We start from the raw sequence: 25,892 nt of genomic DNA, 5'->3' as shown, positions 1-25,892 counted from the left end.
CTACAAAAAAAATGTGCAAACCAACCCTGTGGCGTGGGGATTTATCCCCGTTGGGCTGCGCAGCGGCCCCGCTTTTTTTAGGGCCGCTGCGCGCCCCAACGGGGATAAATCCCCTCGCCACAAAAGCTCACTACCACTGGGTTTTAGTGGTTATTCGAAGAGGGCGTCGAGGGCCTGTTCGAGGCGCGTTACGGCGATGATCTGCAAGCCCGGCGGGGACTCTTTTGGCGCATTGCCTTTGGGCACGATCGCGCGTTTGAAGCCGTGCTTCGCGGCTTCCTTCAGGCGCTCCTGGCCACTGGGCACAGGACGCACTTCGCCAGACAACCCAACCTCTCCAAACACCAACAAATCATGCGGCAACGGCCGATTGCGCAAACTCGACATCACCGCCGCCATCAACGCCAGGTCAGATGCAGTCTCCAGCACCTTCACCCCGCCAACGACGTTGAGAAACACGTCCTGATCGTGCGTCGGAATCCCGCCATGGCGATGCAACACCGCGAGCAACATCGCCAAGCGGTTCTGATCCAGCCCCAACGTTACCCGTCGCGGGTTGGCCAGATGGCTGTCATCGACCAGAGCCTGCACTTCCACCAGCATCGGCCGGGTGCCTTCCCACGTTGCCATCACCACACTGCCCGGGACTTCTTCCTGCGCCCGTGTGAGAAAAATCGCCGAAGGGTTGGAGACTTCTTTCAAACCCTTGTCCGTCATGCCGAACACGCCCAGTTCGTTGACGGCACCGAAACGGTTTTTCACCGCGCGCAGCAAACGCAAACGACCATCGGACTCACCTTCGAAATACAGCACGGTGTCGACCATGTGTTCGAGAACACGCGGGCCGGCCAGCGCGCCTTCCTTGGTGACGTGGCCGACAAGGAAAATCGCCGTGCCGCTCTGTTTGGCATAACGCACCAGCAGTGCCGCACTCTCACGCACCTGGGACACGCCACCGGGCGCCGATTGCAGTTGTTCGGTGAAGATCGTCTGGATCGAATCGATCACCATCACCTTGGGCTTTTCCTGGCGGGCGGTGGCGATGATGGTTTCGATGCATGTTTCGGTCATCACCCGCAGTTGATCCTGCGGCAAGCCGAGACGCCGCGCGCGCATGGCCACCTGCTGCTGGGATTCTTCGCCGGTGACGTACAGCGCCGGCATGCTCTTGGCGAGGTTGCACAAGGTCTGCAACAGAATCGTCGATTTGCCGATGCCCGGATCGCCGCCGATCAACACCACCGAGCCGTCGACCAGACCGCCGCCGAGTACGCGATCCAGTTCACTGGATGCCGTGGAAAAACGCGGAATCTCTTCGACGCTGACTTCGGCCAAGGTTTTGATCTGCGCCTGCTGGCCGGTCCAACCGGTGCGACCGCTTGGCGCCGTGGCACCGCCGCTTTCGATCATGGTTTCGGTGAGGGTGTTCCAGGCACCGCATTCGCCACACTGCCCGGCCCACTTGGGAAAGGTTGCGCCGCACTCGGTGCAGCCGTACATGCGCTTGGCCTTGGCCATCAGAACCCCCGGGGCAAAAACCGCGATGATAACGCAGACGGAGCCTGATTCCGGCTCCGTTTGCGCTCCGTCGTTATCAGTCGACCAGTTTCGCCGCCAAGGCCTTGACCCGATTCAGGTCACCATTAGCCACCTTCGTCACGCCGGTGCCGTACTCTGGATCGGCCTTATAAAGGAAGGACAGGATGATGTGCTTGCTCTCGTCATCCGCGCTCGCCAGCGAGCCACCGAAACTGTCGATCAAGTCACGACGTTCCTTTTTGCTGAAGGAGCGATAAAGATCACCGGCCTGCCTGAAGTTCTGCTCCCGTGTAATTTTCGCTTGCTGAGTATTGCCAGACAACGCCGATTGGCTGTAACGCGCACTCTGAGTTTCTTCACGCGGTTGCAGTCGGCTCGGTTGATAGTTCACGCCGGAATTGCTCGCCCCGCTATTCATTGCGCCGTCCTGATTGCCGTTATTGACGCCCACCTTTGGTGCATTAATTGGCAATTGCAGGGCGTTAGCGCCCACGCGATACATTTGCGTGTCGGCGTAAGCGAATATTCGTCCTTGCAACAAACGGTCTTCAGAAGGCTCGATGCCGGGCACGACATTGGACGGTGCCATGGCCACCTGCTCGGTCTCCTGGAACACGTTCGCCGGATTGCGGTTGAGCACCATTTGTCCAACTTTTCGCTCAGGGATCCCCGGCCAGATCTTGGTGGCGTCCAATGGATCGAAATCAAATTTCGACAAATCTTGTGGATTCAGCACTTGAATGTACAAGTCCCATTTCGGGAAATTGCCTTTGTTGATGTTCGCCACCAAGTCATTGGTCATATGACTGTAATCTTGACCCTGGACTTTACTGACTTCTTTAGGCGTCAGATTTTTAACACCCTGTACACTCTTCCAGTGAAACTTTACGTAATGCATTTCGTCTTTGGCATTAATCAACTTATAGGCATGAACGCTATTACCATCCATTTCACGATAACTGGCTGGCGTGCCTGAGTTGGAATATAACTCGGTCAATGTCCGGGTCGCTTCCGGCACATGGGAGAAGAAATCAAAACGCCGTGAATCATCATCCAGGTTAGTTCGTGGATCGGGCTTGAACGCATGAACCATGTCTGGAAACTTGATCGCATCGCGAATAAAGAATGTCGGGAAGTTGTTACCGACTAAATCCCAATTGCCGTCAGCGGTGTAGAACTTTGTGGCGAAGCCGCGAGGGTCGCGCAGGGTTTCTGGCGAATGGTTACCGTGCACCACCGCCGAGAATCGCACGAACACTGGCGTGCTTTGCCCGGCAGCGAAGACTTTGGCCTTGCTCAGATCACTGAGGTCGTCAGTGACGGTGAAGGTGCCATGAGCACCGGTGCCGCGAGCGTGAACGACGCGCTCCGGAATACGCTCGCGGTCAAAGCGCTGCAGCTTCTGGATCAGTTGCACATCCTGCAACAGCACCGGGCCGTTGGCGCCAGCGGTTTGCGAGTTCTGATTGTCACCAACCGTCGCGCCGTTATCGCGAGTCAGGGGTGTCGCGTTGACGCTAAAGGTCAGCAGGCTGGCGGTGAGTACGCCAAGAGTACGGCGATGGGGAAAAGCCCCTAAGCCAAGGGATGCAGTCATATCAGAGTCCTCTGTTTATTTTGGGCGCATCCAGGTGCGCCAACCAGAGGCTAGAGGGCAAATACGGAGAACTTAAATAGAATATCCGCAACGCCATGATGGAAAAAAATGGCTTCCTGATCAGCGAGTTAAGGCGTATTTCGCGCGCGATTAGTGGCACTTTGCAAACTATTCGTCGAATAATGGGTCGATAAAAACGGGCATTGTAAGAAGGTGTTTCGCGCAGGACGCGTTTTGCTGATTTACACTGCGTACACCAACCTCATCTGTAACAAGGAAATAACCTATGGGCGTGCTAAGTGAGTTCAAGGCCTTCGCGGTCAAAGGCAATGTGGTCGACATGGCCGTCGGTATCATCATCGGTGCCGCTTTCGGCAAGATCGTTTCGTCGTTTGTCGGTGACGTGATCATGCCGCCGATTGGCTTACTGATCGGTGGGGTGGATTTCAGTGATTTAGCGGTCACGCTAAAAGCCGCTGATGGCGCCGCGCCTGCGGTGGTGCTGGCTTATGGCAAATTCCTGCAGACCGTTCTGGACTTCGTGATCGTTGCTTTCGCGATCTTCATGGGCGTTAAAGCCATCAACCGCCTCAAACGCGAAGAAGCCGTGGCCCCTACCCTGCCACCGGTTCCGACCAAAGAAGAGGAATTGCTCGGCGAGATCCGTGACCTGCTCAAAGCGCAGAACAACCGGCCGCAATAAACCGGCAGAATTGAAAACGGCGCCTTCGAGGCGCCGTTTTTTTACCAGTAGTTTTCCACCGCCACCTGACCGGGCCTGCGCGTCAGGCTCAGGCTCATGTTTCGTTGTTTGAGTAAGGCGCGAGTGTCGTCGATCATCTGCGGATTACCGCACAACATGACTCGCGAGTGCTCAGCCGTCAGCTCAACCCCGGCCGCACGCTCCAGCTCACCGTTTTCGATCAGCGTCGTGATACGCCCATTGAGTGCGCCGGGATGAGATTCACGGGTCACGGTGGGGATAAATTGCAGCTTGTGGGCATGCTCGGCCAGATAGTCACGCTGCGCCAATTCCGCAATCAACTGTTGATACGCCAGTTCGCGGGCCTCGCGCACGCTGTAGACCAGAATGATCCGCTCGAATTTCTCCCAGACTTCGAAGTCCTGCAGGATCGACAAGAACGGCGCCACGCCGGTGCCTGTGGATAACAGCCAGAGGTCGCGACCGTCGACAAAACGATCCAGCGTCAGATAACCAAAGGCCTGACGGTCGACCAGCAAGGTATCGCCCGCTTCAAGCCGGCTCAGTTCACTGGTGAATTCGCCGCCCGGCACCACGATCGAAAAGAATTCAAGAAACTCGTCAAACGGTGAAGACACCATCGAATAGGCACGCCATACCGTACTACCGTCGGCCTTGGTGACGCCCAATCTGGCGAATTGTCCCGCACGAAATCTGAAGCCTGCGTCGCGAGTGGTACGCAGGGTGAACAGGTTCGGCGTCAACGGCTGCACATCAAGCAGGGTCTGTCGGGTGAATTTTTCTGCGCTGGCGGTCATAGGGCGCTCCATTCGGCGATGGCCTTAGTCTCTCGCAAAGCAAAGCCCGTTTAAACCGTCATTTTGTAGTGGTATTACGCCGCGCGTTTATACAACTAAACCGATCCGTATTAACAACACAATTAACCGGATAGGACATCAATAAACTGGGATGACACCCTTCATATAAAAATCCAGTTACTAATAACGGTTTATACAAAAAAAGATCAGCACAAAGAGCAAAAAATTCCACAGCACCATGTAGGAAACGTCCTACACTCGACTTCGTGCGCATTGGATCCAACGCACCCCAGCGAAAACCTATGGAGCGTTTGAAATGGAAAAATGGAAGGAGTCGCAGTTAAGGCAACTGACGTTCGCAAAAAAAATAGATAGCGCTTACCCGATTCTGCTCAGCTTTGCTCAGAATATCGGCTTCAACTTTTGTAGTATCACCGTGGCCTCCACTTATCGTGATGCGCACTTCAATACTTTGGAGATCAATAACTTTTCCGACGACTGGAAACGACGATGCGCCCAAGACCCGGTTGACGAAATTGATCCGATTACCACGCATTGCACGGGGTCAATGTTGCCCTTCATGTGGAACAAAGCCGCTTACGAAAATGCCCCCAAGCGCTGGAATGCATTGCAGAAAGAAGGCCTGCGTTACGGCTGGTCACAATCTTTTCACCGCGAGGAGTTAGGACTCTGTAGCACCCTGAGCCTGGCCAGAGGTGACGGCCCGATCAATTCCATAGAGCTTTATGAACATTTTGGCTGCCTGTTCTATATCACCAGCCTGATGACAGATCTGTTTGCTCAGTCGTTGCCCAAGCCAGCCCTGGCTCGCCGCCCTCATCTGTCCCCGCGAGAACTGGAAGTGGTGGGGTTATCCGCGCAAGGGAAAACCGCTTACGAAATCTCCCAGATTCTCAGCCTCAGCGAGCGAACCGTGAATTATCACGTCCAGCACCTGATCGAGAAATTCAAGGTGTGCAACAAGATCTCTGCGGTCATTGCCGCCGCCCGGGCCGGGTATATCTAAACGGCCGCCTCGCACAAACAGAAAACGTGCGGGTAATTGAATAGAAAAAAACGTACCATTTGTGGCCTTCCTGAGTGTTAACGCCATCCACCCGCGTTGCAGTCCACTCGGTCGGTTCCGCCGCACAATGTCAGGGCTGCGGGACATCCCTCGTTCACCCTGAGTCCCCGCCCCATGCCTTTGCTCGATACACCGTTCGCCCAACTCGACTTGATTCGCCAACCCGAACAGCAGAACGAACCGCTGCAAGCTTTCGATGCCGCCGACGAGTACCTGCTCAATCATCTGGCCGCGCAACAGCCTGCGGCGAGCACGCGGGTGCTGGTGCTCAATGACAGCTTCGGCGCGTTAGCAGCCAGTTTGCTGGGCAAGGTTGAAGTGAGCAGCAGCGGCGACTCGTTTCTGGGTTTTCAGGGACTGGAAAAGAATTTGCTGCGCAACGGTCAGGCATTCGATGCCATTCGGCCGATTCCGGCGAGTGAGCCTTTGGTCGGGCCTTTCGATCGCGTGTTGATCCGCGTACCGAAAACCCTCGCGCTGCTCGAAGAACAATTGATTCGCCTGCAAGGGCAACTCGCTCCCGGCGCCGAAGTCATCGCAGCGGCGATGGTCAAACATTTGCCACGCGCTGCCGGTGATCTGCTGGAGCGCTACATCGGCCCGGTGCAAGCATCGCTCGCCGTGAAAAAGGCGCGACTGTTGATCGCCACGCCGGAAGCGAAAGCCCCGGCTATTTCGCCCTACCCGAGCCGTTACAGCCTCGACGAACCGGCCATCGAACTGCTCAACCACGCCAACGTGTTCTGCCGTGAAGGCCTGGACATCGGCACTCGCGCTTTTCTTCCGCATCTGCCGAAAAACCTTGGCAGCGCACGGGTTGCCGATCTCGGTTGTGGCAACGGCGTGTTGGCGATTGCCAGTGCGCTGCAAAACCCTGACGCGCAGTACACGCTGGTCGATGAATCGTTCATGGCGGTGCAATCGGCCGCTGAAAACTGGCGCGCGGCGGTGGGTGATCGTGAAGTGACTGTTCGCGCTGGCGACGGTCTGGCTGGTCAGGAGCCGCAATCGCTGGACGTGGTGCTGTGCAATCCGCCATTCCATCAGCAACAAGTGGTCGGCGATTTTCTCGCCTGGCGCATGTTTCAGCAGGCGCGTGAGGCGCTGGTGGTGGGCGGCGCGTTGTACATCGTCGGCAACCGACACTTGGGTTATCACAGCAAACTGGCGCGGCTGTTCCGGGGTGTCGAGCAAGTCGCGGCGACGCCGAAGTTTGTGATTCTCAAAGCCCGAAAATAATCTTCAGGGCAAAAAAAACCCTCCATGCGGAGGGTTACAAAACCGTACCCGAAGGCGCCGGGACGGGGATGATTCAGACTCAGTGCGTGGTCAGGCCTGCAGCGTTCATGAACATGCGCATCAGGCTGGCGGCGATGAACAACACGCCAACACTGCCGGCCCAGATCAGGGCCAGCCAGCCGAGCCGCTGCCACAGCGGTTTTTTTTCGGCTTGTTCAATGTCGTGCAGGGAATGTTTGCCGGGCATTGTTTCGATCCTCAGTTAGATCGATGGCGCCGTTGCCGACGCCATCGCGAGCAGGCTCGCTTCCACAGGGTTTCGCTTAGTGGTAGCCGTCTTCGTGGGTGACCTTGCCGCGGAACACGTAGTAGCTCCAGAAGGTGTAACCCAGAATGAACGGGATGATGAACAGCGTCCCCACCAGCATGAAGCCCTGACTCTGCGGCGGCGATGCAGCGTCCCAGATCGAGATCGACGGCGGCACAATGTTCGGCCACAAGCTGATGCCCAAACCGCTGTAGCCGAGGAAGATCAGCACCAGCGTCAGCAGAAACGGCGTGTAGTGGGCGTTACGCGCCACTGCACGAATCAACCCGTACAGGGTGACCAACACCAGAATCGGCACCGGCATGAACCAGACCAGATTCGGCATGCTGAACCAGCGCGTGGCGATTTCCGGGTGGGCCAGCGGTGTCCACAGGCTGACGACACCGATCACCGCCAGCAGCACGAATGCCAGTGGCCGCGCCAGATTGTGCATCTGCTCTTGCAGCTTGCCTTCGGTCTTCATGATCAGCCAGGTGCAGCCGAGCAAGGCGTACGCCACCACCAGTGCCGCGCCGCAGAACAGCGTGAACGGTGTCAGCCAGTCGAGTGAACCGCCGGCGTATTGCCGATTGACCACCGGCAAGCCGTCAATGAACGCACCGAGTGCCACGCCCTGAAAGAACGTCGCCGCCACCGAACCGCCGATGAACGCCTTGTCCCACAAGTGACGCTTGTCGTCCTTGGCCTTGAAGCGAAATTCAAACGCCACACCGCGAAAGATCAAGCCGATCAGCATGAAGATCAGCGGCAGATACAGCGCCGACAACACCACCGAATACGCCAGCGGAAACGCACCAAACAACGCCGCGCCGCCCAGTACCAGCCACGTTTCATTGCCGTCCCAGACCGGGGCGACGGTGTTCATCATTACGTCACGATCGACTTTGCCGGGGATGAACGGGAAGAGAATCCCGATGCCCAGGTCGAAGCCGTCCATGACCACGTACATCATGATGCCGAAGATGATGATCACGGCCCAGATCAGCGGAAGATCAATACCCATGAGTCAAATCTCCTTGGTCAGGCGAACGTCGTCGCCGTGATCGGCATCGGACGAATCGTCGGCAGCGGACAACGGACGGGCCGGTGTACGTTTTTTGCCAGGGCCACCGTCCGGCGTCTCTGTGCCTTCGCTGATCTTCGGCCCTTTGCGCACCAGGCGCATCATGTAGCCGAGACCGGCACCGAACAGGGCGAAATACACCACGACAAACATGATCAGCGTGATGCTCATCTGCATAAAGCTGTGGTTGGAAGACGCGTCCGCCGTGCGCATCAGCCCGTAGACCACCCACGGCTGACGGCCGATTTCAGTGGTGAACCAGCCCGCCAGAATCGCGATCAGACCGGACGGCCCCATCCACAACGCCAGGTACAAGAACGGACGCGAGGTGTAGAGCGTGTCGCGTTTACGCAGCCACAGACTCCACAGACCGGTGAAGATCATCAGGAAACCGAGGCCGACCATGATCCGGAACGACCAGAACACGATGGTCGAATTCGGCCGGTCTTCCGGTGGGAATTCCTTGAGTGCCGGCACTTGTTTGTCCAGCGAGTGCGTGAGGATCAGGCTGCCGAGGTACGGAATCTCGACGGCGAATTTAGTGCGCTCTTCTTTCATGTCCGGCCAGCCGAACAGGATCAGCGGCGTGGCTTCGTCGCCCTTGTTTTCCCAATGACCCTCGATTGCAGCGATTTTCGCCGGCTGATGTTTGAGCGTGTTGAGGCCGTGGAAGTCGCCGATGACCGCTTGAATCGGCGCGACGATCAGCGCCATCCACATTGCCATCGAGAGCATGGTGCGGATCGCCGGGTTGTCCTTGCCGCGCAGCAAATGCCAGGCCGCCGAGGAACCGACGAAAAACGCTGTGGCCACAAACGCCGCAGTCGCCATGTGCATCAAGCGGTACGGGAACGACGGGTTGAAAATGATCGCAAACCAATCGGTCGGAATCACCTGACCGTTGATGATCTCGAAGCCTTGCGGGGTCTGCATCCAGCTGTTGGAGGCGAGAATCCAGAAGGTCGAAATCAGCGTGCCGATGGCCACCATCACCGTGGAGAAGAAGTGCAATCCGCGCCCGACCTTGTTCCAGCCGAACAGCATGACCCCGAGGAAACCGGCCTCGAGGAAGAATGCCGTGAGCACTTCATAGGTCAGCAACGGCCCGGTAACGGCACCGGCGAAGTCCGAGAAACGGCTCCAGTTGGTGCCGAACTGGTAGGCCATGACCAACCCCGAGACCACGCCCATGCCGAAGTTGACGGCAAAGATCTTCGACCAGAAATGGTAGAGGTCACGGTACGTGTCGTTATGGGTTTTCAGCCACAGGCCTTCGAGCACGGCGAGGTAACTCGCCAGACCGATGGTGATGGCCGGGAACAGGATGTGGAACGAGATGGTGAACGCGAATTGAATTCGGGCGAGATCTAGTGCCTCTAAACCGAACATATGGCTTCCTCTGTCAGGTAATACCGGCGGCGGGGCTTGTGGCCCCTTGCACTACTGCCCCCACGGATATGGAGTGCGGCGAATTCGGATTCGTTCTTTTTGAAACCATCGCAACGCAGGGAGTCTGGCCAACTGGCCGTCTGATCAATTCCGTTTGGGGTCTTGATCTGGATCAAGCAACGTTGAAAGAGTAGTCCCATTTTTGCCGATGAACCGCGTGGTCGTTTGCCGCGTGACAAGTTGCCTCATAACCGTGGCAAAACTTTGCAACAAATCCTCAGAACGCTGGCAGGGAGGAAAACAGTACAGATCCCCAGGCCTGCACAAACCTCTGTGGTGAGGGGATTTATCCCCGACCGGCTGCGCAGCAGTCGCCAAACCCCGGCAACACGGTTTATCTGAAAAAGCATGTCTGAATGGATTTGGGGCCGCTTCGCAGCCCATCGGGGCGGTGCGACGTTTCGCTTAATCCCCTCGCCACACAAGCAAATCTGCACCGCAAAAAAAATCGATGTCTGGCTAACTAAATTTTTTGTCATAGCAACTTCCTGTTACAGACTGGTGATAACCTCGCGGTTCCCCTCGAACCAGACCTGCCCTCAGATGCCCAGCCAAGAGCCGTTGCTGTTACGCCACCATCGTCCCTTTCTCGCGTTCTGGATGGCGCGGATTTTCACCGCCAGCGGTTTTCAGATGCTCACCGTGGCGATTGGCTGGAACCTCTATCAACTGACCGGCAACGTCCTCGACCTGGGTTTGGTCGGTCTGGTCGAATTCGCCCCACGCGTGCTGTTCATGCTGCACACCGGGCATGTCGCCGACCGCTATGACCGACGCAAAGTCGCAGCGATCTGCCAGTCGTTGCAGGCCATGATCGCCCTCGCGCTGGCCATCGGCAGCGCTACCGATCACGTCACCCGCGAGATGATCTTCATCCTCGCCTTCCTGCTCGGTGCGGCGCGCTCCTTCGAGATGCCGACCACTCAGGCATTGCTGCCGAGCATCGTGCCCAGCGCCCTGTTCCCCCGAGCGGTAGCGGCGGCGCAATCGGCGCAACAGTCAGCGACCATCGTCGCCCCGGCCCTTGGCGGTTTGCTCTACGCGTTCGGCAGCGTCTGGGTGTATGGCCCGACCGTGCTGCTCTACGTGATCGCCTGCACGCTGATGCTCAACCTGCCCGCACGGCAAACACCGTTGAACAAAGGCAAAGCCACACTGGATTCGTTGCTGGCGGGGATCCGCTTCATTCGCAGCCGCCCGGATATTCTCGGGGCGATTTCGCTGGATCTGTTTGCGGTACTGCTCGGCGGTGCGACGGCGCTGCTGCCAGTGTTCGCCAAGGACATTCTGCTGACCGGCCCGTGGGGGCTGGGCCTGCTGCGTTCGGCGCCAGCGGTCGGTGCGCTGGGGATGTCATTGTTCCTCGCACGATTTGCCGTGGAACGTAACGTCGGTCGGGTGATGTTCACTGCGGTCGGCATCTTCGGCGTCGCGACCATCGCCTTCGGTCTGTCGACCTCGTTCTGGTTCTCGCTGGCGGTGCTGGTGGTACTCGGCGCGGCAGACATGATCAGCATGGTCATCCGCGCCTCCTTCGTACAACTGGAAACCCCGGACGAAATGCGTGGCCGCGTCAGCGCGGTCAACGGCCTGTTCATCGGCGCTTCCAATCAGCTGGGCGAATTCGAATCCGGCGTCACCGCCCACTGGTTCGGCACCGTGCCTGCCGTGGTCATGGGCGGGATCGGCACGCTGGTGGTGACGGGGACGTGGATAAAGTTGTTTCCGACGCTGGCGAATCGGGACCGGATGCATGTACCGGTGGAAGAGAGGAAGGTTTGAGTTCATCGGCAAAATCGGCAGGCCAAACACACATCAGATGAAAATGTGCGGTACATAGATACCGCACTGAGTGTAATGTATCGCCTTACACTCGCCCCATGATCAAATCCTTTCAGCACAAATAGCAAGCAGGCTCATGCCCATGCACAACCCGCCACACCCCGGTGAAACACTGTTGATGGATGTTCTGCCCGATTTGGGCATCAGTGTTACCGAACTGGCACGGCATCTGGGTTTTGCGCGCCCACATCTTTCGCGTGTATTGCACGGTCATGCGCCGATCAGCCCGGATCTGGCTGTACGCCTGGAGCGTGCGGGCATTGGTAAGGCTCGCGTTTGGCTGGGTGTTCAAACTGATTACGATCTGTGGCAAGCAGAACATCGCGAGCAGCCGCCAATTCAACCGATCGCTGCACACGCCTGATCGACTCAGACCAACAACTCCCCCGCCACTTTCGCCCTGAGCGCCTTGCCCACCAGTTGCTCAACCAGCGCCAAGGCAAACTGCAGCACCGCACCAGAGCCCTGCGCAGTGATGCAGTTGCCGTCGACCACTACCGGTTGATCAACAAACGTACAGCCTGACAGTTGATGACTGGCGCTGGGCAGACAGGTCATGCGGCGTTGGCGCAGCACGCCAGCAGCTTGCAGGGCGACGGCCGGGGATTCGGCGATGGCGGCGAACAGGCGTCCTGCGCTGGATTGATCCTTAAGTATTTGTTGCAGAGGTTGGTGTGCGGCCAAGTGTTGGGCACCGACGGCGCCGCCGGGTAAAGCGATCAGGTCGAAGGTTTGCGCCAGCACATCGACGAGCATGGCGTCGGCGGTCAGGCGGGTGCCGCGCGCGCAGGTGAGCATGCGTCGGCCTTCGATGCTGGCCGCGACGACTTCGATGCCGGCACGGCGTAGCACGTCGATGAGGGTCACGCTTTGCAGATCATCGATGCCCTCGGCGAGGGTAATCAGGGCTCTAAAGGTCATAGGCTGTGTCCGCTGGGTGATCCTTTAAGCGTAGTCAGCTTCGCCTGGATCGCGCAGCGCCAGCCGTTACTTGATGTAAAGCTGCGTTGAAACCTTGTTGCCCGGCGCGTTAATAGAAGTGTTGCTGTAGGTGAACGTGCCTTCCTGCTTGCCATCCAGATCAAAGATGTACAGCGTGCCGACGACCTTCGACGCGGCGCCGGTGCATTGCGTGAGGTTGCCGTTGCCGTAGGCGCAGACCTGGGTTTTCATTCCGTCCAGTTCAAAACCGTCCAGTGCGGCATTGGGAACGCGGCCGTAACCCATTTCCAGCACATACACCTTGATGTTGGCACCGCCGTGGTCGCAGGCCGTCTTGTCCTGTCCATCAGAAATATTTTCGATGCCGCAGGCCGCCGACTGCACCTTGAGCACCTGGACACTGGTCAACGGTGGCGCCGATGCCGCCATAACGGCTGGCACACTGGCCATAAACGTGCAAAACAGCCCCAACGATCGAACGAAATTGCGCTTGACGCCCATCATGACCCTCCCCCCAAAACAGGCGCGCAGTATGGCTCACTTCGCCTGACTGCAAAACATCGCCGACGATCGCAGCCAATCCCCCATGCTGCTGGTATGATGCGCGGCTTTTTCCGGCCCATCACAATTTCTCAGGCGCTTGCGACGGTCTGTGCTTTGCTGTTGAGGTCGATACATTCACGGCGCTACGCGCGCCACGGGGAGCAGACATGCTGGAAAGGCTGTTTCAACTCAAGGCACACAACACCAACGTGCGCACCGAGATTCTGGCGGGCATCACGACTTTCTTGGCCATGGCCTACATTCTGTTCGTCAACCCGAGCATTCTCGGCGAGACCGGCATGGACAAGGGTGCGGTGTTCGTCGCCACCTGTCTGGCCGCCGCGATCGGTTCGACGGTCATGGGCCTGATCGCCAACTACCCGATCGCCCTCGCGCCGGGCATGGGCCTGAACGCCTTCTTCACCTACACCGTTGTTCTGCACATGGGCCACACGTGGCAAGTGGCGCTGGGCGCGGTGTTCATTTCGGCGGTGCTGTTCTTCCTGCTGTCGATCTTCCGCATCCGTGAATGGATCATCAACAGCATCCCGCTGCCGCTGCGCTCGGCGATTGCCGCCGGTATCGGCCTGTTCCTGGCGCTGATTGCCCTGCACAACGCCGGCATCGTGGTCAGCAACCCGGCGACCATGGTCGGCCTCGGTGACCTGAAACAACCGGCACCGATTCTCGCGACCCTCGGCTTCGCCTTGATCGTTGCCCTCGAAGCGCTGAAAGTGCGCGGCGCGGTGCTGATCGGCATTCTGGCGGTGACCATCACCTCCATCGTGATGGGCTTCACCCCGTTCGGCGGCGTGACCTCGATGCCACCTTCGCTGGCCCCGACCTTCCTGCAACTGGACATCAAAGGCGCACTGGACATCGGTCTGGTCAGCGTGATTTTCGCCTTCCTCTTCGTCGACCTGTTCGACAACTCCGGCACCCTGATCGGCGTCGCCAAGCGTGCCGGCCTGATGGGCAAGGACGGCCACATGCCGAAAATGGGTCGCGCACTGATCGCCGACAGCACCGCGGCCATGGCCGGTTCGCTGCTGGGTACGTCGACCACCACCAGCTACATCGAATCCGCCGCCGGCGTCAGTGCTGGCGGCCGTACCGGTTTGACCGCCATCGTCGTGGCGATTCTGTTCCTGCTGGCGCTGTTCTTTTCGCCTTTGGCAGCCAGCGTTCCAGCGTTCGCCACTGCTCCGGCACTGCTGTTCGTCGCCGTGTTGATGACTTCAGGCCTGGCGGAAATAGACTGGGACGACATCACTGTTGCCGCGCCGGTTGTGGTGACCGCGCTGGCCATGCCGTTCACTTACTCGATCGCCAACGGCATCGCCTTCGGCTTCATCTCCTGGACGGTGATCAAGTTGCTGTCCGGTCGCGCCCGTGAGCTGAACCCGGCGCTGGTGATTCTGTCGATTCTGTTCGTGATCAAGTTGGGTTGGTTCAACGCATGACATTTGATTCCCAGGCTTACGCCGAGCAACTCGAAGCCAAGGTCACGCGCTTGCGTGACCTGCTGGCGCCGTTCGATGCCCCCGAGCCGACCGTGTTCGACTCGCCGCTGCAGAACTTCCGTCTGCGCGCCGAATTCCGCCTGTGGCGCGAGGGCGGCGATCGGCATTACGCGATGTTCGCTCAGGACGACAAACGCACGCCGATCCTGATCGAAGAGTTCCCGATCGCCAGCCTGCGCATCAATCAGTTGATGCCGCAGCTGAAAGCGGCGTGGCAGGCGAGTTCGGCGCTGAGCCACAAGCTGTTTCAGGTCGAGTTTCTGACCACGCTGTCCGGCGATGCGATGATCACCCTGTGCTATCACCGTCCGCTGGACGAGCACTGGCACGCGGCGGCGACCAAACTGGCGGCGGATCTCGGCGTCAGCATCATCGGTCGCTCGAAAGGCAAACGCGAAGTGCTGGGCCTCGATTACGTGGTCGAGAAACTCGAAGTCGGCGGTCGCACCTTCAGCTATCGCCAACCGGAAGGCGCGTTCACCCAGCCGAACGGCACCGTGAACCAGAAGATGCTCAACTGGGCATACGAAGCGCTCGGTGATCGCACTGACGACTTGCTGGAGTTGTACTGCGGCAATGGCAACTTCACCCTGCCGCTCGCCACCCGCGTGCGCAAAGTGCTGGCCACCGAAATCAGCAAGACCTCGGTCAACGCGGCACTGAGCAACCTCAGCGAAAACGCTGTGGATAACGTCACCCTGGTGCGTTTGTCCGCCGAAGAACTGACCGAAGCGCTCAACGAAGTGCGCCCGTTCCGTCGCCTGCAAGGCATCGACCTGAAGAGCTACGAGTTCGGCAGCGTCTTCGTCGACCCGCCACGCGCCGGCATGGATCCGGACACCTGCGAACTGACCCGGCGTTTCGACAACATTCTGTACATCTCCTGCAACCCGGAAACCCTGGCGGCCAACATCGCCCAGTTGCACGACACGCACCGCATCACCCAGTGCGCGTTGTTCGACCAGTTCCCGTGGACGCACCACATGGAATCGGGTGTGTTACTGACCCGGCGCTGAGTGCGAATGCCAGATACAAAAAAGCCGTCGTGATTGACGGCTTTTTTGTGGGTGTTTACAACGCGGGATCGGCCTTGCGTGGTCGCCCGCCCTTTTTGCCATTCGCTCGAGCAGCTTCGGACTTTGCAGCACTGCTTTGACGACCGTTACGCGATGCAACCACCGACGCGGCCATCTTCATGAGTGACGGGCTCGCTGAAATCATCCCGGCAATGGAAACGTCAAGGTCTTTGCCCTCATGGCAAAGCGCAGTGCCTGCGAACCCGACTGTCAGCCCCTCGTAATCGCCTGCATCAAACCCGTCAAACTCTGGATACTGGTTCACCGGAAGCAACACACCGCTGCCATCCTCAAAACGGATGACCAGAGATGATTTTTCAAAGGTTACGGAGACCGCCTGCAAGCTACTCGCCCGGCGTGCCTCCCCTTGCAGGATGGCGGCGTCGATCATCTCCTCCGTCAGGGGGCGACGTGTGGATGGCTTAGCTTTGACGACTTTCATAGATCGATTTCCACTCCTTCCAATGCGCCTATCAATGTCAGAAGAGTTTTGCCCTCGTCTGGCAGATAACGCGCTGATCCCACTCTGTATGTCGCCTCAGTGACGAGTTTCATCCCCAGCACTTCGTTGGAATGGCTGTCCCACAATTGATTGTCGAGACAGACAGTTTGCAATCTTGACCACCAGATCCCGCGTGCTCGTCGCAGATGAGCAGGCTGCTCAAGAGATCGACACAAACCCTCCAGCACGGTTAATGGTGGTCGACGAGAACGCGGCACGACGTCCCAAAGCTCAATATCGTTGTGCCAGAAACTGAACTGTAATCGGGCACTCCAACTGCCCGCATTCACATGAACGTGCGGTGGGCAATGCTCATCTCGCAGCATGATGACAATCGACAATCCTTTGTAGCTGCACACCTTCATGCTAACCCATCCGTTAGGTTAATAAGTTTCAGGATTCGAGATTCCTTTCAAATCCGACGACTGGTGATCGGCACATGACGTTTCACCTCTTTTCAGGCTAGCGTCGGAACGGGCCATGAGCCGGTCAATCTCCGGTAAAAAACGTAAGCAAAGCTGTCGTCATATCTCGATCAATATTGCTTCTGTGCGATCACCGAACATAAAACGCCACGTGCATTTTTGTTCAATTGACCATGGTAACCATCTAGTACATTTTATCTCCACAGGCCGAAAGTCTGGCCAAAGCCAAAAACAATAAGTGGAGTTACCCCTCATGCCCCCTATCGTTCTGGTGCTCAACGGCCCGAACCTGAACCTGCTTGGCACCCGCGAGCCGGCGACTTATGGTCACGAAACCCTGGCGGATATTTCGGCACTGTGCGGTCGCGCGGCTGAAGAATTCGGCCTGGCCGTGGAATTTCGCCAGACCAATCACGAAGGCGAATTGCTCGACTGGATTCACGCGGCGCGCGGTCGTTGCGCCGGGATCGTGATCAACCCGGCAGCGTGGACGCACACGTCGGTGGCGATTCGCGATGCGCTGGTGGCCAGTGAATTGCCGGTGATTGAAGTGCATCTGTCCAACGTCCACGCCCGCGAACCGTTTCGTCATCACTCGTTTGTCTCGGCGATTGCCACGGCGGTGATGGCCGGGTTTGGCAGTCATGGCTATCGCCTGGCGCTGGAACATTTCAGTCAGCGGCTGAAGGGGTGAATCGCATGTCGCACTCCAACGTAATTCTCGCCGGATTGATCGGTGCCGGTATTCAGGCTTCGCGCACGCCGGCGCTGCATGAGCACGAGGGTGATGCGCAGGGCATGCGTTATCTGTATCGATTGATCGATCTCGATCAACTGCAAATGGACAGCACTGCCCTGCCCGATCTGCTGCTGGCAGCTGAACGGATGAACTACACCGGGCTGAACATTACCTTTCCGTGCAAGCAGGCGATCATTCCGCTTCTTGATGAGTTGTCGCCGGAAGCCCGGGGCATCGGTGCGGTCAACACGGTGGTGCTGAGGGACGGCAAGCGCGTCGGTCACAACACCGATTGTCTGGGTTTTGCCGAGGGTTTTCGCCGTGGTTTGCAGGACGCTGCCCGCGAACGTGTCGTCCAGATGGGCGCCGGCGGTGCGGGCGCGGCAGTGGCCCACGCGTTGTTGAGCGAAGGCGTCCGGCAGTTGAGCATTTTCGACGTCGACAGTGAGCGTGCGGAAAGTCTGGCGAACAATCTGAATCAGCATTTCGGCTTCGGTCGTGCGGTGGCGGGTCGGGATTTGCCGAGTACGCTGAATCTGGCTGATGGTCTGGTCAACACCACGCCGATGGGCATGGCTAAATTGCCGGGCATGCCAGTGCCAGTCGAGTTGCTGCGCAAGGAATTGTGGGTGGCGGAGATTGTGTATTTCCCGCTGGAAACCGAGCTGCTGCGCAATGCTCGCGCGTTGGGTTGCCGCACGCTGGATGGCGGCAACATGGCGGTGTTTCAGGCGGTGAAGGCGTTTGAATTGTTCAGCGGCGTGGTGCCGGATGCGCAGCGGATGCTGGCGCATTTTCAAAGCATGAACAGCTGAAGATCAAAAGATCGCAGCCTGCGGCAGCTCCTACAGGGATCGGTGTAGGAGCTGCCGAAGGCTGCGATCTTTTGATTGTCAGGCTTGCAGGTAGCGCAGCACCGATTCGCAGATCATCTCGCGATGACGCTGTTTGATGTTTTCATCCGGCAGGTCAATCTGGAAGATCTCGCCAAACGTGTGCCGGTTCGACACGCGATAGAAGCAGAACGAACTGATCAACAAATGCACATCCAGCGCATCCAGCCCCGCACGGAACACACCTTCATCAGCACCGCGACGCAGAATCTCGCCGAGCGAATCGAGGATGGTGTTGTTCATCGCCTTGATCGCATCGGAACGCTTCACGAATTCAGCGTTGTGGATATTTTCGATGCTGACGATGCGCACGAAATCGACGTTGCGATCGTGGTGATCGAAGGTGAATTCGACCAATCGTCGAATCGCCACCTCTGGCGACAACTCGGCCAGGTGCAGACGGTTTTCGGTGTTGCGAATATCGCCGTAAAGCTTCTCCAGCACCTCGACGTACAACTGCTCCTTACTGCCGAAGTAGTAATAGATCATGCGTTTGGAGGTGTGGATGCGCTCGGCGATCGCGTCGACGCGAGCACCGGACAAGCCTTGCTGGACGAACTCGACGATCGCCTCCTGCAGGATGTTCTCGCGGGTCTTTTCCGGGTTGTTTTTGCGACTCTTGCGCGGCTCTACGACGGGCACGACAGTAGCTGCGGAAAGTTCTGAATTTATCGTCATTGCGGGCTCACGGCCATCACTGCACAGGCGGCGATTATGGGCCGCGCCGCACAGTGAAGGAAGCCGCGCGAGCCGTGTTTAATCCCGCGTTTACGAATTTCCTACAACTTCGCCTGGCGAACGGCGCCGCTGCGTGATTTGGCCATCGCCGCCAAACGCACCGCGACATTCGCTGCGCCGTAACCGGCATAACCGTTTTTGCGCTGGATGATCTCGAAGAAGAAGCGCCCTTCGAACGGCTCGGTGTAGACGTGAAACAGCTCGCCGCCCTGCGCATCACGGTCATAGAGCACGTTGTAATACGCCAGCTCGCTGAGAAATTCGTCGTCGAAATCAAAGCGTGCAGCGAGATCGTCGTAATAGTTGAGCGGGATATCCAGCAGCGGTACGCCGGCTTCTTTGGCGCGACTGACTTCGGCGAAGATGTCGTCACAATCGAAGGCGATGTGATGCACACCTGAACCGCGATAACTCGACAGTGCGTGGGAGATCGCGGTGTTGCGGTTCTCGGAAATGTTCAGCGGCAAGCGGATCGAGCTGTCACGACTGCGCAATGCGCGGCTCTTCACCAGACCGTACGGATCGGGCAACACCACTTCATCGTCCGCCTCGAAATCCAGCAGGCTCTTATAGAACAACACCCAACTGTCGAGACTGTCGGCCGGCAACGCCATCGCCATGTGGTCGATGCGCTTGAGGCCGCCACGGGACGGGGCATCCGCCAGCAGATTGAAATCGGTACCGTAGACATCGGCCTGTTCATCCACCAGATAAATCAGGCTGCCGTCGGGAGCACGTACTGCCGCCAGTTCCAGCTCGTTAGGGCCGACCAGTCCGCGATAGGGCTGACCTTTGTAAGCCACGGCGCGGGCCAAAGCACTGGCGCTGTCCTTGACCCGCACGGCGGTGGCACACAGCGACGGGCCGTGGGCCTCGAAAAAACTGTGGGCGAAAGAGTAAGGCTCGGAGTTGAGAATCAGGTTGATGTCGCCCTGACGCAACAGGCTCACGCTCTTTGAGCGGTGCTGCCCGGCCTTGACGAAACCCAAGCGCTCCAGCCAATTCGACAGCTTGGCACCGAGGCTTTCATCGACGGCAAACTCCAGAAACTCGATGCCGTTGTACTCGCTGGCCTTTGGCGTTTCGAAAAGAATTTCGCGGTTGGCCACAGGCGTCGCGTCCTGTTCCAGACGCTGGCGGGTTTTCTCCTCCAGGTACAGCAGCGAACGCAAACCGTCAGCGGCATTGGCCCGTGGCGGCGCGGCGCGGAAGCCGTCATTGAAGATTTCCAGCGACAGCGGCCCGGTGTAACCGCTCTGAATGATCGGTGCAAGGAACCCCGGTAGATCGAATTCGCCCTGCCCCGGGAAGCAGCGGAAATGCCGGCTCCACTCCAGCACATCCATTTGCAGAATCGGCGCGTCGGCCATTTGCACGAAGAAGATTTTGTCGCCGGGGATGTCAGCGATGGCGCGCGGATCGCCCTTCAGCGACAGCGTGTGAAAGCTGTCGAGCAGCACGCCGAGACTCGGATGATCGGCCTGACGCACGATGTCCCAGACCTGTTGATAAGTGTTGACGTGACGGCCCCAGGCCAGCGCTTCGTAACCAATGCGCAAGCCACGCGCGCCGGCGTGTTCGGCCAGCAAGCGCAGGTCATCGACTAGAATTTGTTGATCGCCGACGCTGTCCGCCGAGGCGTTGCTGCAGACCAGCACCAGGTCGGTGCCGAGTTCCTGCATCAGGTCGAACTTGCGTTCGGCGCGCTCAAGATTGCGCGCCAGGCGATCGCGGCGGCAGCCTTCGAAATCGCGGAACGGCTGAAACAGGGTGATGGCGATGCCGAGATCGGCGCACATCTGCTTAATTTCTCGCGGACTGCCGTCGTAGTACAGGAGGTCGTTTTCGAAGATCTCCACCCCGTCGAACCCGGCGGCGGCAATGGCTTCGAGTTTTTCCGGCAGGGTGCCGCTCAAGGAAACGGTGGCAATGGAACGCTGCATGTTTCAACTCCCGGACTGCGCCGCTTGATCTTTACTGTAGGAGCTGCCGAAGGCTGCGATCGTTTGATCTTTATTCGTGGAGAGCAAAATCAACAGATCGCAGCCTTCGACAGCTCCTACATGGGATGGGTTTTTATAGTGGGGAAATTATTGGCTGCATTGAAGTCGGCAGCAATTTAAAGTGTACTACCCGGTTAGTTTTGCGTGCGATTATCGAACACAATGGCGCATTGGCGAATTGACGATTTTTCGTCCACTGCCCACCATCGACCGCACATTGAGTCCGGATATGAACCACCGGTCGCAGCGTGCAAGCAACACAGCACACCAAATAAAAAATCCAAAAACGGGTGGAACACATGATTCCTTCACAGACTTCCCGCATGGCTCCGGCCATGAGTACTGCCTCAGGTGGCATCGGCGACAAGATCCGCGGCGCCATGGCGGTCGGCAAAACCCGCTGGGGCATGCTGGCGCTGGTGTTTTTCGCCACCACCCTGAACTACATCGACCGCGCCGCCCTCGGCGTCATGCAGCCAATCCTCGCCAAGGAAATGAGCTGGACGGCGATGGATTACGCCAACATCAACTTCTGGTTTCAGGTCGGCTACGCGATCGGTTTCGTCCTGCAAGGTCGACTGATCGACCGGGTCGGCGTCAAACGCGTGTTCTTCTGCGCCGTGCTGCTCTGGAGCCTGGCCACCGGCGCCCACGGTTTGGCGACATCGGCGGTCGGTTTCATGGTCTGCCGATTTATCCTCGGCCTCACCGAAGCGGCGAACTACCCGGCCTGCGTGAAAACCACGCGCCTGTGGTTCCCCGCTGGCGAACGTGCAGTCGCCACCGGCATCTTCAACGCCGGCACCAACGTCGGCGCGATGTTCACGCCAATGTTGCTGCCGCTGGTCCTGCACGTCTGGGGCTGGCAAGCCGCGTTCCTGTGCATGTCGGCGCTGGGCGGGATCTGGTTGCTGTTCTGGGGTTTGAAGTATTTCAACCCGGAAGATCACCCGAGCGTCAAGCAATCCGAACTGGACTACATCCAGCAGGAAGTTGAACCGGAACAGGCCCGCGTGGCGTTCTCGAGAATCCTGCGGATGCGCGGCACCTGGGCCTTCGCCATCGCTTATGCGCTGACCGCGCCGGTGTTCTGGTTCTACCTGTACTGGCTGCCGCCGTTTCTCAATCAGCAATACAACCTGGGCATCAACGTCACCCAGATGGGTATTCCGCTGATCATCATCTACGTGACGGCTGACTTCGGCAGCGTCGGTGGCGGCATTCTGTCTTCGTTCCTGATCGGTCGCGGCATGAACTCGATCAAGGCGCGGCTGCTGTCGATGTTGCTGTTCGCCTGCTGCATCATCGGCGTAGTCATGGCGGCTGGCTCGGCCAATCTGTGGGTCGCGGTGGCGGCGATTTCTCTGGCGATCGGCGCGCATCAGGCCTGGACGGCGAACATCTGGAGTCTGGTGATGGACTACACGCCCAAGCACATGATGAGCACAGTGTTCGGTTTCGGCGGCATGTGCGCGGCGATCGGCGGGATGTTCATGACCCAGATCGTCGGCCATATCCTGACCGTGACCAACAACAACTACACCGTGTTGTTTACCCTGATTCCGGCGATGTACTTCATTGCGCTGACGTGGATGTACTTCATGGCCCCGCGCAAGATCCCTACCATCACCGAATAACCTGCCTACACCCGGCTCCCTTGTAGGAGCTGCGGCACGCTGCGATCTTTTGATCTTGATGTTGAAGATCAAAAGATCGCAGCCTCGTTTCACTCGTCAGCTCCTACAGGGGTTTGTGTTTTCGGCTTTGTTGCCACGCTGCTGCCAGTCCGCTGCAGCAGATCACCGCGATACCGATGATCGTCAATACACTCGGCGTGTGATTGAACAGCAGCCAGCCCAACAACCCCGCAAACACGATCTGGCAATACCCGAACGGCGCCAGCAGCGCCGGCGCGGCATGGCGGAACGCCTGGGTCAGGAACAAATGCGCGGTCATCCCGCAACTGCCCAGCGCCAGCATCAACCCGGCGTGGGTCAGCGTCGGCACCTGCCAGAAGAACGGCACCAGCGCACTCATCACCAACGTGTTGCACAACCCGGCGAAGAAGTTGCTGGTGGTCGGACTGTCGATCTCCGCAAGCTTGCGGGTGAGCAATTGATAGAAGCAGAAAAACAGCGCCGAGCAGAACGGCAACAGCACCGCCGGAGTGAACAGTTCACCGCCCGGGTGAACGATGATCAGCACGCCGATAAAGCCGCAAATGACGGCGATCCATTGGCCGCGTGTCACTCGTTCTTTGAGCAGCGGCACCGACAACGCCGTGACCAACACCGGTGCAAGAAAGTTGACCGCCGTGGCTTCCGCCAATGGGATGTACAGCAGCGCCGTAGTGAAAAACAGGCTGGTGCCGAGTAGGCAAAGTGCTCGAACCAACTGCCATAACGGCTTCTTGGTACGTAGGACGCGCAGTCCGGACTGCGGCAGAAAAATTCCCGCCATCAGTAAGGTGTGCACCAAATAACGCGCCCACACCACCATCACGATCGGATAGAACCCGGAGAGGTATTTCGACAGCGCGTCGTGGCTGGAGAACAGGAAAGTCGCCACGACAATCAGCAGGATCCCTTTGAAGGGTTGGTTGACACCGGAGAGCGGAGTGCTGACGGTCATTGGGTTTCCTTGTGTTGCAAAAAAGATCAAAAGCTTCGCGGGCAAGCCTTGCTCCCACACGGTTTGCGTAAACCCCGTAGGAGCAAAGCTTGCTCGCGAACAGGTGCGCAGCACCGCTTAAAGCCGCGCCAACAATTCCCGCGTTCTATCGATCGCCATCTGCGCCCGATCCAATCCACTCACGCCCTGCTCCAGCAGTTTAACCGTAGGAATTTCCAGGCTCAGTGGGATATTAGCCGGCAGCGCTTTCAGCAACCCGAGCAAATCGCAATCACCCTCGCCGGGAAACCGTCGCTCGTTGCGCGCCTGACGCAAGATCTCGGCCATGTCTGACGGCCTCGGCCCTGCGACATCACATAACTGCGCATAACGCAGTCGCGACGATGGCACCTTCGCAAGATCCTCAAGCTTTGACGCCGAACGATCAAAATGAAACGCATCAACCAACACCGCAGCATTTTCCCGATCAGCGTTTCCCACAATCCGCAGCGCTTGCTCAAGGTTGCGCGCATCCGTCCAGGGCATGAACTCCAGATGCGGATGCAACCCGAGCGGCGCCGCCAAATCGCACAACGCGGCAAAGTTATCCGTGAGTCGCTGCTCGTCAGGATCGTTACCGGCGACGAGCAATTCAGTCGCACCAAACTCCGCGCCGACCGTAAGAAGCTTCTCGAAATCGGCAACAACGGTCTGCGGTTTCAGACGCAGGATTTCCACGTCGAGCACGCGGATGCCAGTGTCGCGCAATCGCTCCATCGTCCTACGCCGCAAATCGTTATCGGCTACCAGTGGGAAGTGATATTCCTCGGGCGTTGCCGGTTCCAGACGCAATCCGACATGGCTGTATCCGGCGCGAGCAGCGACTTCGACCATTTGCGGTGGCGACAGCTCGAGCACGGTCAGGCTGGCCAGGGAGAAAATACGTTCGCTCATGTTCAAGCCTCGATCAGTGCAGGGGCGCAAGCCCGGCCAGTGGCGGCGGCTTCGCGAATGGCTTCGATCAGCGCGAGGGTGCGTGCGGCATCAGCAGCACTGACCAACGGCTCGACTTCGCGCCGAGCCACGCGGACGAAATGCTCTAACTGCAAGCGTAAAGCTTCCTCACCGCCGTAGGACTCTTCCACACTCAACAACGGTTCATGCCAACCGGCGTCCACCTGATCAGCGGCGTAATGCCAACGTTTGAGCTGCGGAATGCTCAACGCCCCGGCGGTACCCGCCAGCAGATAACACGGTTGATCCGCCTGACGCGGATACGCCGGGTTTTCACCGGAGGCCAACTCCCAACTCCACGGTGCCGACACCGCATCGGAACCGCTCAACGTGCCCAGTGTGCCGCCGGCAAACTGCAGTAACACCGCCGCGCTGTCCTCGTTGGCGAAACCGCGCACCGAGTTGTCGGTGAACGCTTGCACCGAACGCACTTCACCGCACAGGTGACGCAACAAATCGAGGTCGTGAATCAGGTTGGTCAGCAACATCCCCGCCCCCGCCTCACGGCGCCACGGGATCTCGAAATAGCTGTCCGGCTTACGTACCTGAAACAGCGCAGTGACCGTGGTCAAACGCCCGAGCGCACCGCTTTGCACCAGCTCATGAGCGCGGACGATCAGCGGATTGTGGCGTCGATGATGGCCGACCAATACCGGCACGCCACTGCGTTTAACCGCCGCGACCAGTTCGCGCACTTCATCCAGATGCACACCGACAGGCTTCTCCAGCAGCACCGGTACACCGGCCGCCAGACAATCGAGCGCCGTGCTGACGTGTTGATTATTAGGATTGGCGACGATGACTGCGTCTGGCTTGATCTGATCAAGCATCTGACGGTGATCGGCGAAATGCCTTACACCCCAGTCAGCCGCAAGAGTGGCGGCTTGCGGCCCGGGATCAGCCACTGCACACAGGCAGGCTTCGCTGAGGGTTTGCAGGTGCCGGTAATGTTGCTGACCCATATTGCCAGCGCCGATCAGAGCTATTCGAAGGGACGAATTCAAGGCGCGATCCTTTTGTGATTATTGTCGGAAAAATACTCCAGCAACAATTTAGAACCGAGTTCCAGAATCAAACACCCATCAACCTCAAAACCGTGCGAACACCGCACCCTTTCTGAATCACCAAAATCCGCTGTAGGAGCTGCCGAAGGCTGCGATCTTTTGATCTTAAAAAACAAAGTCAAAAGATCGCAGCCTTCGGCAGCTCCTACAGGGGA

Annotated in this window: 26 protein-coding genes; 10 read left to right on the top strand and 16 right to left on the bottom strand. The window is 58.3% G+C overall.

The genetic code is table 11. The features are described 5' to 3' along the window. Positions 1–150: 150 nt before the first annotated feature. Both radA and QMX93_RS20300 read right to left on the bottom strand, forming a co-directional pair. Positions 151–1,518, bottom strand: coding sequence for a DNA repair protein RadA (gene radA, locus QMX93_RS20305; protein WP_008084632.1), 1,368 nt, complete (start codon positions 1,516–1,518; stop codon positions 151–153). Between the two features lie 76 nt (positions 1,519–1,594). Beyond that, a complete protein-coding gene (locus tag QMX93_RS20300) occupies positions 1,595–3,136 on the bottom strand; it encodes a catalase (RefSeq protein WP_282357760.1) in 1,542 nt (513 codons plus the stop codon). Positions 3,137–3,422: 286 nt separating this feature from the next. Between QMX93_RS20300 and mscL the strand changes: the two genes are divergently transcribed. Further along, the gene (gene mscL, locus QMX93_RS20295) at positions 3,423–3,839 is read left to right on the top strand and encodes a large-conductance mechanosensitive channel protein MscL (protein ID WP_159813591.1); all 417 of its coding nucleotides are present in this window, start codon (positions 3,423–3,425) and stop codon (positions 3,837–3,839) included. A gap of 41 nt (positions 3,840–3,880) precedes the next feature. On the opposite strand, the gene QMX93_RS20290 is transcribed toward mscL, so the two are convergent. Next, entirely contained in the window at positions 3,881–4,657 is a 777-nt protein-coding gene (locus QMX93_RS20290; RefSeq protein WP_212545791.1) for a ferredoxin--NADP reductase, read from the bottom strand. A 316-nt stretch (positions 4,658–4,973) separates the two neighbouring features. Here QMX93_RS20290 and QMX93_RS20285 point away from each other — a divergent pair, with 316 nt between their 5' ends. Continuing rightward, positions 4,974–5,684, top strand: coding sequence for a LuxR C-terminal-related transcriptional regulator (locus QMX93_RS20285; protein ID WP_159813595.1), 711 nt, complete (start codon positions 4,974–4,976; stop codon positions 5,682–5,684). Between the two features lie 174 nt (positions 5,685–5,858). Then, positions 5,859–6,983, top strand: coding sequence for a class I SAM-dependent methyltransferase (locus QMX93_RS20280; protein ID WP_212545789.1), 1,125 nt, complete (start codon positions 5,859–5,861; stop codon positions 6,981–6,983). A 79-nt stretch (positions 6,984–7,062) separates the two neighbouring features. On the opposite strand, the gene QMX93_RS20275 is transcribed toward QMX93_RS20280, so the two are convergent. The 3 genes from QMX93_RS20275 to QMX93_RS20265 form a co-directional block, all read right to left on the bottom strand. Next, positions 7,063–7,230 (bottom strand): DUF2474 domain-containing protein, encoded by a 168-nt coding sequence (locus QMX93_RS20275; protein ID WP_082341490.1) that lies wholly within the window; start codon positions 7,228–7,230, stop codon positions 7,063–7,065. A gap of 76 nt (positions 7,231–7,306) precedes the next feature. Then, positions 7,307–8,314 carry a cytochrome d ubiquinol oxidase subunit II gene (cydB, locus tag QMX93_RS20270; RefSeq protein ID WP_053124037.1) on the bottom strand — a complete coding sequence of 336 codons (1,008 nt, stop codon included), beginning with the start codon at positions 8,312–8,314 and terminating at the stop codon, positions 7,307–7,309. A gap of 3 nt (positions 8,315–8,317) precedes the next feature. Next, the gene (locus QMX93_RS20265) at positions 8,318–9,763 is read right to left on the bottom strand and encodes a cytochrome ubiquinol oxidase subunit I (RefSeq protein WP_159813600.1); all 1,446 of its coding nucleotides are present in this window, start codon (positions 9,761–9,763) and stop codon (positions 8,318–8,320) included. Between the two features lie 603 nt (positions 9,764–10,366). On the opposite strand from QMX93_RS20265, the gene QMX93_RS20260 reads away from it, so the two are divergent. After that, complete coding sequence (locus QMX93_RS20260) at positions 10,367–11,605, top strand: MFS transporter (RefSeq protein ID WP_282357758.1); 1,239 nt, start codon at positions 10,367–10,369, stop codon at positions 11,603–11,605. 136 nt (positions 11,606–11,741) lie between these two features. Beyond that, positions 11,742–12,029, top strand: coding sequence for a HigA family addiction module antitoxin (locus tag QMX93_RS20255; protein ID WP_212545787.1), 288 nt, complete (start codon positions 11,742–11,744; stop codon positions 12,027–12,029). Between the two features lie 5 nt (positions 12,030–12,034). Here the strand turns inward: QMX93_RS20255 and QMX93_RS20250 are convergent, their stop codons facing one another. Together QMX93_RS20250 and QMX93_RS20245 are read right to left on the bottom strand one after the other, a co-directional pair. Continuing rightward, the gene (locus QMX93_RS20250) at positions 12,035–12,586 is read right to left on the bottom strand and encodes a DJ-1 family glyoxalase III (RefSeq protein ID WP_282357757.1); all 552 of its coding nucleotides are present in this window, start codon (positions 12,584–12,586) and stop codon (positions 12,035–12,037) included. A gap of 66 nt (positions 12,587–12,652) precedes the next feature. Then, entirely contained in the window at positions 12,653–13,057 is a 405-nt protein-coding gene (locus QMX93_RS20245; protein WP_246541969.1) for a DUF4879 domain-containing protein, read from the bottom strand. Positions 13,058–13,317: 260 nt separating this feature from the next. Here QMX93_RS20245 and QMX93_RS20240 point away from each other — a divergent pair, with 260 nt between their 5' ends. Beyond that, a complete protein-coding gene (locus tag QMX93_RS20240; protein ID WP_053124049.1) occupies positions 13,318–14,613 on the top strand; it encodes an NCS2 family permease in 1,296 nt (431 codons plus the stop codon). Continuing rightward, positions 14,610–15,689, top strand: a complete 1,080-nt coding sequence (trmA, locus tag QMX93_RS20235) for a tRNA (uridine(54)-C5)-methyltransferase TrmA (RefSeq protein ID WP_141126443.1) — start codon at positions 14,610–14,612, stop codon at positions 15,687–15,689. Before QMX93_RS20240 ends, trmA begins: the two co-directional genes overlap by 4 nt. Before the next feature lie 55 nt (positions 15,690–15,744). Here the strand turns inward: trmA and QMX93_RS20230 are convergent, their stop codons facing one another. Both QMX93_RS20230 and QMX93_RS20225 read right to left on the bottom strand, forming a co-directional pair. Beyond that, positions 15,745–16,191 (bottom strand): DUF2442 domain-containing protein, encoded by a 447-nt coding sequence (locus QMX93_RS20230; protein WP_212545783.1) that lies wholly within the window; start codon positions 16,189–16,191, stop codon positions 15,745–15,747. Further along, entirely contained in the window at positions 16,188–16,616 is a 429-nt protein-coding gene (locus QMX93_RS20225) for a DUF4160 domain-containing protein (RefSeq protein WP_282357755.1), read from the bottom strand. Before QMX93_RS20225 ends, QMX93_RS20230 begins: the two co-directional genes overlap by 4 nt. A 313-nt stretch (positions 16,617–16,929) precedes the next feature. Here QMX93_RS20225 and aroQ point away from each other — a divergent pair, with 313 nt between their 5' ends. Together aroQ and QMX93_RS20215 are read left to right on the top strand one after the other, a co-directional pair. Continuing rightward, positions 16,930–17,370, top strand: coding sequence for a type II 3-dehydroquinate dehydratase (gene aroQ, locus QMX93_RS20220; protein WP_008084592.1), 441 nt, complete (start codon positions 16,930–16,932; stop codon positions 17,368–17,370). Between the two features lie 5 nt (positions 17,371–17,375). Further along, positions 17,376–18,230: a shikimate dehydrogenase gene (locus tag QMX93_RS20215; protein ID WP_282357752.1), complete on the top strand. Its 855-nt coding sequence runs from the start codon at positions 17,376–17,378 to the stop codon at positions 18,228–18,230. Positions 18,231–18,308: 78 nt separating this feature from the next. Here the strand turns inward: QMX93_RS20215 and QMX93_RS20210 are convergent, their stop codons facing one another. Together QMX93_RS20210 and quiC are read right to left on the bottom strand one after the other, a co-directional pair. Then, complete coding sequence (locus QMX93_RS20210) at positions 18,309–18,986, bottom strand: TetR family transcriptional regulator (protein WP_282357751.1); 678 nt, start codon at positions 18,984–18,986, stop codon at positions 18,309–18,311. A gap of 101 nt (positions 18,987–19,087) precedes the next feature. Continuing rightward, the gene (gene quiC, locus QMX93_RS20205) at positions 19,088–20,989 is read right to left on the bottom strand and encodes a 3-dehydroshikimate dehydratase QuiC (protein ID WP_282357750.1); all 1,902 of its coding nucleotides are present in this window, start codon (positions 20,987–20,989) and stop codon (positions 19,088–19,090) included. Between the two features lie 359 nt (positions 20,990–21,348). On the opposite strand from quiC, the gene QMX93_RS20200 reads away from it, so the two are divergent. Next, entirely contained in the window at positions 21,349–22,686 is a 1,338-nt protein-coding gene (locus QMX93_RS20200) for an MFS transporter (protein WP_282357749.1), read from the top strand. Between the two features lie 103 nt (positions 22,687–22,789). Here QMX93_RS20200 and QMX93_RS20195 read toward each other — a convergent pair whose 3' ends face one another. The 4 genes from QMX93_RS20195 to QMX93_RS20180 form a co-directional block, all read right to left on the bottom strand. Next, positions 22,790–23,680 (bottom strand): DMT family transporter, encoded by an 891-nt coding sequence (locus QMX93_RS20195; protein WP_159813620.1) that lies wholly within the window; start codon positions 23,678–23,680, stop codon positions 22,790–22,792. 117 nt (positions 23,681–23,797) lie between these two features. Then, positions 23,798–24,613, bottom strand: a complete 816-nt coding sequence (locus QMX93_RS20190) for a sugar phosphate isomerase/epimerase (protein ID WP_282357748.1) — start codon at positions 24,611–24,613, stop codon at positions 23,798–23,800. Positions 24,614–24,615: 2 nt separating this feature from the next. Then, positions 24,616–25,677 carry a Gfo/Idh/MocA family oxidoreductase gene (locus QMX93_RS20185; protein ID WP_282357747.1) on the bottom strand — a complete coding sequence of 354 codons (1,062 nt, stop codon included), beginning with the start codon at positions 25,675–25,677 and terminating at the stop codon, positions 24,616–24,618. Next, positions 25,674–25,892 (bottom strand): hypothetical protein (locus QMX93_RS20180; RefSeq protein WP_282357746.1); only part of this gene is annotated, 219 nt, incomplete at its 5' end. The genes QMX93_RS20185 and QMX93_RS20180, both read right to left, overlap by 4 nt.

Source organism: Pseudomonas sp. PS01303 (assembly GCF_029959385.1).
In the GTDB taxonomy this organism is placed as follows: domain Bacteria; phylum Pseudomonadota; class Gammaproteobacteria; order Pseudomonadales; family Pseudomonadaceae; genus Aquipseudomonas; species Aquipseudomonas rustica.
Note: the sequence above shows the minus strand (reverse complement) of the source record. Positions and strands in the feature narration are given on the sequence as shown.

Coding starts and splice junctions, on each gene's coding strand:
- radA (WP_008084632.1), bottom strand. CDS start 1,518: ATGGCCAAGGCCAAGCGCATGTACGGCTGCACCGAGTGCGGCGCAACC.
- QMX93_RS20300 (WP_282357760.1), bottom strand. CDS start 3,136: ATGACTGCATCCCTTGGCTTAGGGGCTTTTCCCCATCGCCGTACTCTT.
- mscL (WP_159813591.1), top strand. CDS start 3,423: ATGGGCGTGCTAAGTGAGTTCAAGGCCTTCGCGGTCAAAGGCAATGTG.
- QMX93_RS20290 (WP_212545791.1), bottom strand. CDS start 4,657: ATGACCGCCAGCGCAGAAAAATTCACCCGACAGACCCTGCTTGATGTG.
- QMX93_RS20285 (WP_159813595.1), top strand. CDS start 4,974: ATGGAAAAATGGAAGGAGTCGCAGTTAAGGCAACTGACGTTCGCAAAA.
- QMX93_RS20280 (WP_212545789.1), top strand. CDS start 5,859: ATGCCTTTGCTCGATACACCGTTCGCCCAACTCGACTTGATTCGCCAA.
- QMX93_RS20275 (WP_082341490.1), bottom strand. CDS start 7,230: ATGCCCGGCAAACATTCCCTGCACGACATTGAACAAGCCGAAAAAAAA.
- cydB (WP_053124037.1), bottom strand. CDS start 8,314: ATGGGTATTGATCTTCCGCTGATCTGGGCCGTGATCATCATCTTCGGC.
- QMX93_RS20265 (WP_159813600.1), bottom strand. CDS start 9,763: ATGTTCGGTTTAGAGGCACTAGATCTCGCCCGAATTCAATTCGCGTTC.
- QMX93_RS20260 (WP_282357758.1), top strand. CDS start 10,367: ATGCCCAGCCAAGAGCCGTTGCTGTTACGCCACCATCGTCCCTTTCTC.
- QMX93_RS20255 (WP_212545787.1), top strand. CDS start 11,742: ATGCCCATGCACAACCCGCCACACCCCGGTGAAACACTGTTGATGGAT.
- QMX93_RS20250 (WP_282357757.1), bottom strand. CDS start 12,586: ATGACCTTTAGAGCCCTGATTACCCTCGCCGAGGGCATCGATGATCTG.
- QMX93_RS20245 (WP_246541969.1), bottom strand. CDS start 13,057: ATGGCCAGTGTGCCAGCCGTTATGGCGGCATCGGCGCCACCGTTGACC.
- QMX93_RS20240 (WP_053124049.1), top strand. CDS start 13,318: ATGCTGGAAAGGCTGTTTCAACTCAAGGCACACAACACCAACGTGCGC.
- trmA (WP_141126443.1), top strand. CDS start 14,610: ATGACATTTGATTCCCAGGCTTACGCCGAGCAACTCGAAGCCAAGGTC.
- QMX93_RS20230 (WP_212545783.1), bottom strand. CDS start 16,191: ATGAAAGTCGTCAAAGCTAAGCCATCCACACGTCGCCCCCTGACGGAG.
- QMX93_RS20225 (WP_282357755.1), bottom strand. CDS start 16,616: ATGAAGGTGTGCAGCTACAAAGGATTGTCGATTGTCATCATGCTGCGA.
- aroQ (WP_008084592.1), top strand. CDS start 16,930: ATGCCCCCTATCGTTCTGGTGCTCAACGGCCCGAACCTGAACCTGCTT.
- QMX93_RS20215 (WP_282357752.1), top strand. CDS start 17,376: ATGTCGCACTCCAACGTAATTCTCGCCGGATTGATCGGTGCCGGTATT.
- QMX93_RS20210 (WP_282357751.1), bottom strand. CDS start 18,986: ATGACGATAAATTCAGAACTTTCCGCAGCTACTGTCGTGCCCGTCGTA.
- quiC (WP_282357750.1), bottom strand. CDS start 20,989: ATGCAGCGTTCCATTGCCACCGTTTCCTTGAGCGGCACCCTGCCGGAA.
- QMX93_RS20200 (WP_282357749.1), top strand. CDS start 21,349: ATGATTCCTTCACAGACTTCCCGCATGGCTCCGGCCATGAGTACTGCC.
- QMX93_RS20195 (WP_159813620.1), bottom strand. CDS start 23,680: ATGACCGTCAGCACTCCGCTCTCCGGTGTCAACCAACCCTTCAAAGGG.
- QMX93_RS20190 (WP_282357748.1), bottom strand. CDS start 24,613: ATGAGCGAACGTATTTTCTCCCTGGCCAGCCTGACCGTGCTCGAGCTG.